The sequence below is a fragment of the Lacticaseibacillus suilingensis genome, assembly GCF_016861845.1.
Taxonomy (GTDB): Bacteria; Bacillota; Bacilli; order Lactobacillales; family Lactobacillaceae; genus Lacticaseibacillus; species Lacticaseibacillus suilingensis.
The window spans coordinates 57,622-65,764 of record NZ_BOLV01000016.1 but is presented as its reverse complement, the minus strand read 5'-3'; the positions used below and the strand labels follow the sequence as shown (position 1 = coordinate 65,764).

The window sequence follows — 8,143 nt, the reverse complement described above, 5'->3', positions numbered from 1 at the left end:
TACCGATGCATGGCGTAACAGACTAGACCACTATCAAGAATTCGTTATCATCGTTGCACTTGACTTGAAAATTGAGGCACTGATGCAACTTTAAGCGTAGCATTCGCCATATACTGATGATCTATTTTTTCGCCCGAATCTTCATTTTTAAGAATGGAATTATTCAGTTTTTCAACTCTTTTAACCAGTTCATCATTTCTTTTCTGTAGAAACGCATTTACTCCGCTTGCTAAGTTTTCAACCGGAAATGCCTCTTCATTATTACCATCAATAATTCCAATTTCTGGTTGAATATCATTTGGTTGAGCCGATTTCACAATCCTCTTCAGAAAATGCAATGAGAGGTGGTTTAACAGTTGTCCCTGCAGTTCCGCAGGGCTCTCAACCTCCCAGTAGATACCTTTTTCCAACGTAGAATAACGAGTCTTAAATTCCTGAACTCGTTGATATTGCGCAACGTCCACTTCGCTCATCCTAACTGATTCGGTAACGAAGTACATAAAAACTTGCTTTTGAGACTGTAACATTTGTTCAATCTCTTCTTCGGTTCCAGAACCGTATTTATCCGTTGGAGTCCCAAACCGAGTAAAAAGTAACGCAACAGCTGCATCGCTATCATCGACAATCTGTGCATCTAGCAATTCTTGTGCCCTACCACCTGATTCTGGATAACTATCTTTCGACCATTGCACAACTTGTAAATTAACATTATTAAACTTTCCAAATGTAGAATTAAACGTTGCAACGCTATTTTCTATTGCCTTTAAATATCCCTTTTCTACAACGTCACCTGGGCAGGAAACCAGAAGATCGTATGTTGTCGTCTGTCTAGCCATCACCATCGCTCCATTTCGCTAATAACTGTTTACAAGATTCTCTTCCTTAACATTTTAGCATTCATTCTTTGAACTTCAGCGTGACGGAAAAAAGAAAAATCTCCTTACAGAATCAGGAATGTACCCGAAACTTAAGGAGATTTTTTGGCAGGTTTTTTGGCAGGAAGCCGAGTTAATTCTGCCCATTTCAACTCGTTTTACTTCGTCCGATATGCAGTTACATCAGGCTTTTCATTTCAAGTAATACCTGCATTTTATTCCCATTCAAGGAAAGTTGGTCCTCATGAAACGTTGCTACATCAGTGTTTAGAGGCTTCCGCTTTCCATTTTGGCAGGGTTTTGGCAGGCTAGTATTTTATTGACTGATTACCATTAAAATCGACGCCAGATTCAGTCGCCGAATCAAATTTGATGTTGCCACTCATCTTCGCCGCAAGCTCCTCATCGCCACGGCTCCACAAGTGCGAATAATGCTTCAAAGTGATTTCTGGCGAAGAATGACCTAATCGCTTCGATACGTGTAACACATTCGCATTAAACTCGTTGATCAAGTAACTCACATGCGAATGTCGCAGACCTTTGGCTTGAATATCCACTACATCTGCCAGCTTCGCATACCGCGTGATTACTTTCATCACAGTTGAGCGGTACGTCGGCTTGCCGGTGGCACTCATCACAAAGTTCTTCACGCCGTGTGCTTCTTGAACAGCTTGCCACTCTTTCAATACGGCGATTGTATCGTCATCGAGCGAGATGGTACGCATACCCTCTACGGTCTTGGTATACGGTTTGCGCGTCCAGTTATTTTGGTTTTTCATATCAAGGGTATGATGAACGCGCATCTTCTTACTGCCAAAATCAATATCGCTCCACCAAAGTGCCAGCCCTTCGCTGACACGAATGCCGGTCATGTAATACACCCACAGCATGACGAAACACATATGCTCGTAGAAGTCCTCGCAATAGATTTTTGACAGGACTGCTTCAAACTCGTCCTTCGTCCAAAACGCAACGACGGCTTTACCTTTAGGAATAGCCTTGGTTCGCTTTGAAATATTACTTGATAGAAAGTTGAGTGTTACCGCATAATCCAACGTTGTTCGCAGCATTGTGTACACCAGTGACGAGTATGCTTGTGACAACCCAGAATCATTGAGCAACCAGATACGGAATCGCTCACAGTCGCCAACCTCGATGTCACGTAGTTTCATTTTACCGAAACGGTCAGTAAGGATCTTCATGGTTGATTGCCGAGAGTTCCACGTACTATCCTCAACAATCGAGCGATAATACGGCTTATAGGTCTGAGCCATGAACTCGTCATAGGTCAAATTGTAGTTGATCAGCCCGTTTGAAAGTTGGTACTCATGCTTGACGCGAATTAGCTCTTTGTGCGCGGCATAGGCAGTGGCAAATGGCTGACCTAACTGATCTTTACGGCTTTTACATTGAATGCGCTCGCCAGTTGCTTTATCTACCCCCAGTTCAGTTTGATAGAAGAACTTTCCGTTGGCGTCCGAGTAGACACCGGTATATTTAGTTTTAGGCATGGCCTTGCTCCTCGTTTCCGAGTGAACAGCCAATGATTTCTTCGACAACGCTAAGCGGTACGTCACCTAGCCGACGATTACTGTAAAACGGGTAGCCTCTTTGCACCATGATGATCTTGGCTTGACGGATGATCATCATCGCGGTGTGTTCGCGGTAATGACCAAGCCGCATCAATTCGGCTTTATTGATTGTACTGTTTTTCATGGTTACCTCACTTGTAATGTTTTCCCTGCCTGTGAGATAATCAATCCAGATAGGACCCATATCTTATCTGTGTGAGGTGACTACTTGCTTTGGACGGCGTAGTCGCCTTTTTGATTACCCACGATTTCTTATTATTGACGCACTGCCCTTTGCATACGAATGGCCGCACGATTCTAAAGCTTGTCCTCATTCTTCAACACATAATCAATTTTCTTGACGATCTCATCCAGTTTGTCTAACGGCAATCGGGTAATCTTGCCTGGGAACATCCGCACCTTGTTATCATCGTCTAGAATTGGCATCGCATCCTCATCGTAAAGTGGATGCGGCGCAAAGAAATTCATCACATGATCGACTTGGTAGGCAATCTTGTCTAGATCAGAAGCTGAGTAATGATCCATCAACGTGCCAATCTGGAAAATAGTTCTGATTCTCTCATCGTATGCGTCAATGCGATCTAAGATTACTGGCACATCATTCAAGGCCACTTCTTTTGGCGAACCAAACAACTCAACTGGTGTTGCATTAAACACCTTGGCAAATTTCTCAAGCGTCTCAAACGTTGGATAGCGCACACCGCGCTCAATGTTTGAGATGCTTTGTTTTTTTACACCAATCTTGTTCGCCAGATCCTCCTGCGACATATCGTACTGCTTTCGCAGACGCGCAATGTTACGGCCAAAATTTTCAATCATTCTAATCACCTCGTTTTTATTCGGGAAGTCCCCGTAAGCACATCATAAATGGAGTTGTTTGTAAAGTCAATATGGATAGTCCACAAAGTTACCAAATAGTTCAAATTGTTTTTAATTGACATCTATACTTAAATGGATTATTCTGTGTTTACGAACTCAATAGTTTTCACATGAGTTCTAATTGAACTACTAGAAAACTAAAAAGGAAGGTGAATACGAATGCTAGATGTATTTCAAGAGTCGCTCTCAATATAACTCTGAGTAGTATGCCCCGGTCGGCACGGCCAGCGGCATAAGTGCCGGCCGAGGGCAAATCACAATTCAGGGTGCCTTTCTAATAGCACCCTGTAAGGAAACAAATAAATGCGCAAATTAACCTGCGCATAAGCATCAATACCGTGTTGTATCAGATTTTCACGACAATGTTAAAAGTTGCAACTAGTCGCAACTTTAAGGAGGTGAACAATATAGTTACATCGCAACCCACTACGCAAAACGTACTCGGCAAAGTCGACTGGTTACAAATCATCTTCGTAAATGTACAATGGCAAACCATCTTCTCTGACGTCTTGTTGATCACACCTGACTGTGTCACCAGTGAAGCCGGTTCGTTAAAGCACGAAGAGTATGACATTGTTTACGCTTGCGGATCAATCCGCTACTACACAACCGAAGACCACGGCACACGCGGTACTCTAGTCATGAGCGGCCAAGCCTGTACCATGTATGAATGGGGTATGTTGGCAGCCGATACCCAACAGAACGTTTTCCAAGAACTTGCCTTACGGATTATCGAGCTGGCAACCAACCACGCCGCCACGTTTGAAATCAGTCGCCTCGATCTGGCGCTAGATGATTATAATACCAAGCCATTCTTTGGCATTGATACCATCATCGGCAAGGTACGCCGTAAGCAGTTCTTATCCAAGGGTCGTTCCGCACAACTAATTGATAGTGAGTTCGACAAGCGTACTCGATCTAAGACCCAACAAATCGGGTCTCGTGGCTCCGACTGCATATTCCGGTTCTATGAGAAAGCTAAGGAATTGGCGCATAGTCTCTCTGGCGTTGACCGCGAAAAAATGCTGGACGAAGCACCACAAATTCGGCTTGAGGCAGAAACTCGACACGATACTGCCAAAAGCCTGCTAATGGCAATCGCGTACATGACCCAAGAGCAAACGCTAAGTAATCTCATTCGCGGTTTTGTCAAAACCGAACTGAACTTCTACACATCAACTGACTACACAACCGTCGCCCGCTGGTGGATAAACTTTCTCAAGCCTTGTTTTGTACCGACGATTCGTCGGCAAAAACCACGAACAGATTTTGACAAATCAATGTACTGGTTTGAGCACCAAGGCGGTTTTGCAATCACCCAAGCACTATACTTCTTGGTCAGCCACCAAATGATTGTTCCACCTACACTGCTAGCGGAGGATCCAGAATATCTGTGGAACTCAGAGCTTGCCAACAAGTTGATTGATTTTGTGATCATCAATGACCGGCCAGACTTGGTTCCATTGATCCAAAGACGCATCAAAAAACCGCTCACTCCTGAACAGTGAACGGCTTAGGAAAATACCCAATAACAAGTATACTCAACTTCGAAAGGAAATTACACTATGGCTAAAATGTTAAGCATGCGCGATTTCGACTACTCCAAGATCGGCAACATCTTTGAACTAGACGAAGTCACCCCTAAAATGGCTACGGAAGAACGCCTTGATGATTCTGGCAACAAAATCATGGGCAATGATGGTACACCGCGAAAATTCAACACTGATGAAATTGTCGGCTATAAGTATTCCGTCACGATTCTGGAAGGTGAACATCGTAAGAAGTCCACTCAGATCACCGTTTCTGGTCTCGATTGTCCAATCAACAACGCGGAAATCATGAAACGTGACAGCGTGAAATGCCGCTTTACCGGTTTAGAACCGAGCATGGTCGGCAACCCAATCTACTACAAGGCCGAAAAGATTGAATTAGTGGCCCCACAGGCCAAATAAAAACACTCTGGGCTACCCAATCTAAACGGGTAGTCCTTTTTCTCGAAATTCTACTTGGTCAGTTGCCGATAACGTTCAAACAGCATGGCGACCGTATCACTCTCGGTGGTGCCTTTAATTGTCAGCCCATATGCCCGCATAACGGCTCGATCGTTATCTTGGTGTGCCTTGCGCAGTTCAGGAACCGTCGCCAACGGATCATAAAGATCAGCTAAGCTACTATCTGGATAGAGCTTACGGGCATCCAGAATTCCTTGGGCGGTTTGTTCAATTTGCGTCTTTTGCTTGTCATCAACTTCCGGCCACGGGAAATTTGCATAGACGGTTGGCGAGTAACTGTAATCGCTCTTCATTCTACCAGCAACCGCACGCATCCACGCCATATGCACATTAGAAGTCATCACGCCGAACATATACAGGCTGGCATTCGGAACGAGATACAGCTTGTTGCTGGCAATAATATCTGGTGGCATCCACCCCATCGGCACATAACGGCGGTTTTCGCTCGAAACCTCGGGGACCGCTAGATAGTTTGAATCCGGTTGACGAATTTCAGTGAATAACATGGGCATTTCCGCCAATGCCTTAACTGACGGCGTAGGGCTCTTCAATCTTGCTTCGGTGACGGCCGCTAATCGTTCCATGATCGGTGGAACAGAGCGAAACTGACTTGGTGAGACACCCTTTAACCAAATGCAGTAACGCTCAACATTATTGATAAAGTCTCTGGAGCCAACATAACGTCGAATATAACTTTCAGTTTGCGGGTACTGCTTAATTAACGCCGCTCGTTCCGCTGGAGAAAGAATCAAGTTACCACCATCAACTGGTTTACTACCCTGCGACATCATTGGAAATTGAGAACCAGACACACTAATCTTTCGCCGAGGTTGTGGGTAAACATTCGCTCCCTCGGTAAGATACGCATTGATGTGATCAACCAGCTTCATCTGGCCGCCTTCAAACAGACGCTTATTTCCCTTGCGTGGGTAGCCGGTGAACCCAATGATGACCACATGAACTTGCGCTTTTTCCTTGGCTTCACTGCTCCAGCGGAATGTCCGGTACGCGAATTGAATCTCGATCCCTTTTTCGAATAGCTTTGGCCAAAGTGTTGGGGCTTGCTCACCTTGGGTGATCGAGTTAGTCGAAACAAAGGCGACTTCGGTCGTTTTACCTTGAATGAAGTCTGCCGCTTTGTTGTACCACGCCGCGACATAATCCAGCTTGCCGTACTTGCTAAAATCATGGAAGGCAATATCCATATCTGCAGCTTGCGCACGTGTCCGCTTCTCGTGACCATAAAATGGTGGATTGCCAATGATATAAGTAATCCGTTCACCGCCAACTACCGTTTCCCAATCGAGACGGATGGCATTGCCTTCTGTGATGTTGGTATATGTCTTCAGGGGTAAGAAGTCCATATTCGCGTAGACAATCGCCGCCGTTTCTTCCATCATCTGCGATTCAGCGATCCACAACGCTGTCTTGCCGACGGACACCGCAAAGTCATTGATTTCAATACCATAAAACTGTTGAATGGACACCTTGATCAAATCGTCATCAACTGCCAACATACTTTCATTCCCGTAAATCAAGCTGATAACCTGGTTTTCGAGCTTCCGCAATGACAAATAGGTTTCAGTCAGAAAGTTACCTGACCCACACGCTGGATCAAAGAAACGCAACTTACCGAGCCGGGCTTGAAAATCTGTCGCGCGTTGAATCATGGTCTTACGTTGCTTAATTTGCTTGATTTCAGTCAGCTCATCTCGGAGACCGTCTAGGAACATTGGATCAATGACTTTATGAATATTGACAATCGAGGTATAGTGCATGCCACCTTCACGTCGCGTGTCTGGGTTCAAGGTACTCTCAAACACCGCACCAAAAATTGTTGGGCTGATCTCAGACCAGTCAAACTCCTTGCTGGCTTGATCTAGAATCAAAGCGCGCAACGAATCGGTGAATTGTGGAATCTCAACTTCCTCATTAGCAAACATTCCGCCATTCACATACGGAAACTCAGCCAACTTTTCTTCCAGATATGGGTCGCGTTTATCGATTGGCGTATCCAGCACACGAAACAGGTCTATCAAGGCCGTGCGCAGATGCCGCGTCTCAAATTCATTGAGATAGTCGTGAAACATACCATGACGGCCAAACATGCCAGCATCTTCAGCGTACAAGCAAAACACTAGACGCACCGACAACTCGTTGATACTACGCTGACTGCTGGCATTAGTAGGATCGCGATATTGCGTGAAAAGTTCATCGTAAATCTTGCCGACCAACTCACCAGCTTGCATTGAAACTTCCATCTCTTTATCGAGATGTGGGTTCAACTGATCAACGATAAAGTCCAGACGGTAATACTCGGTCGGTAAGTCCTTAAGCTGGATCACTGCCGGCTCGCCATTAGGTTGCTCCATATCATACACGAAGAACTGGGTGAAGTTGCTCGTGATAATCCAGCGCGGCCGCTTAGAGTACGGTAAATTGGCGGAGTATCGTTTTGCTTGCTCAAACGGAGACAGCAAACTGCCGTCAGATTGCCGTATGCCATCAAACAAGCTCTTATTTCGGCCTTTCTGTTCAATCAACACCTTGGTTGTGTCAATGAAACCGTCAATAAAGCTGGTGTGATCCAGCATTACTCGGTCTTCAAAACTGATGTACTCGCCAGGATTAGGAATATCATAGACAGTCTCCAGCAAGTCCAACCAGAAGGTCTGACTATCCTGTCGTTCATTACCACGATCTTGCCAACGCTTGGTAAAAGCCGTAGCAGCTCGTTTTTGATCTGCTTCCTTCATGAAACAGCCTCGATTCGTCAGTATTATGT

At 45.1% G+C, this 8,143-nt stretch carries 7 protein-coding genes; 2 read left to right on the top strand and 5 right to left on the bottom strand.

Going from position 1 to position 8,143, the window contains the following annotated elements:
• Window positions 1-47 precede the first annotated feature (47 nt).
• The 4 genes from JUF11_RS10200 to JUF11_RS10185 form a co-directional block, all read right to left on the bottom strand.
• Window positions 48-836: a DUF4062 domain-containing protein gene (locus JUF11_RS10200; protein ID WP_204119519.1), complete on the bottom strand. Its 789-nt coding sequence runs from the start codon at window positions 834-836 to the stop codon at window positions 48-50.
• A 347-nt stretch (window positions 837-1,183) separates the two neighbouring features.
• Window positions 1,184-2,386, bottom strand: coding sequence for a tyrosine-type recombinase/integrase (locus JUF11_RS10195; RefSeq protein ID WP_204119518.1), 1,203 nt, complete (start codon window positions 2,384-2,386; stop codon window positions 1,184-1,186).
• Window positions 2,379-2,591: a DUF3173 domain-containing protein gene (locus JUF11_RS10190; protein WP_204119517.1), complete on the bottom strand. Its 213-nt coding sequence runs from the start codon at window positions 2,589-2,591 to the stop codon at window positions 2,379-2,381. The genes JUF11_RS10195 and JUF11_RS10190 overlap by 8 nt, the downstream gene beginning before the upstream one ends.
• Before the next feature lie 173 nt (window positions 2,592-2,764).
• Window positions 2,765-3,286: a helix-turn-helix transcriptional regulator gene (locus JUF11_RS10185; protein ID WP_125579968.1), complete on the bottom strand. Its 522-nt coding sequence runs from the start codon at window positions 3,284-3,286 to the stop codon at window positions 2,765-2,767.
• Between the two features lie 422 nt (window positions 3,287-3,708).
• On the opposite strand from JUF11_RS10185, the gene JUF11_RS10180 reads away from it, so the two are divergent.
• Entirely contained in the window at window positions 3,709-4,854 is a 1,146-nt protein-coding gene (locus JUF11_RS10180) for a replication initiation factor domain-containing protein (protein ID WP_204119516.1), read from the top strand.
• A gap of 57 nt (window positions 4,855-4,911) precedes the next feature.
• On the top strand, window positions 4,912-5,298 hold the full coding sequence (locus JUF11_RS10175) for a hypothetical protein (RefSeq protein ID WP_125579972.1): 387 nt from the start codon (window positions 4,912-4,914) through the stop codon (window positions 5,296-5,298).
• Between the two features lie 50 nt (window positions 5,299-5,348).
• Here JUF11_RS10175 and JUF11_RS10170 read toward each other — a convergent pair whose 3' ends face one another.
• A complete protein-coding gene (locus JUF11_RS10170) occupies window positions 5,349-8,114 on the bottom strand; it encodes a DNA methyltransferase (protein ID WP_204119515.1) in 2,766 nt (921 codons plus the stop codon).
• Between the last annotated feature and the right edge of the window lie 29 nt (window positions 8,115-8,143).

What these genes read in the sequence shown, in the direction of transcription:
- JUF11_RS10200 (WP_204119519.1), bottom strand. Translation starts at nt 836, where the DNA reads ATGGCTAGACAGACGACAACATACGATCTTCTGGTTTCCTGCCCAGGT.
- JUF11_RS10195 (WP_204119518.1), bottom strand. Translation starts at nt 2,386, where the DNA reads ATGCCTAAAACTAAATATACCGGTGTCTACTCGGACGCCAACGGAAAG.
- JUF11_RS10190 (WP_204119517.1), bottom strand. Translation starts at nt 2,591, where the DNA reads ATGAAAAACAGTACAATCAATAAAGCCGAATTGATGCGGCTTGGTCAT.
- JUF11_RS10185 (WP_125579968.1), bottom strand. Translation starts at nt 3,286, where the DNA reads ATGATTGAAAATTTTGGCCGTAACATTGCGCGTCTGCGAAAGCAGTAC.
- JUF11_RS10180 (WP_204119516.1), top strand. Translation starts at nt 3,709, where the DNA reads ATGTTAAAAGTTGCAACTAGTCGCAACTTTAAGGAGGTGAACAATATA.
- JUF11_RS10175 (WP_125579972.1), top strand. Translation starts at nt 4,912, where the DNA reads ATGGCTAAAATGTTAAGCATGCGCGATTTCGACTACTCCAAGATCGGC.
- JUF11_RS10170 (WP_204119515.1), bottom strand. Translation starts at nt 8,114, where the DNA reads ATGAAGGAAGCAGATCAAAAACGAGCTGCTACGGCTTTTACCAAGCGT.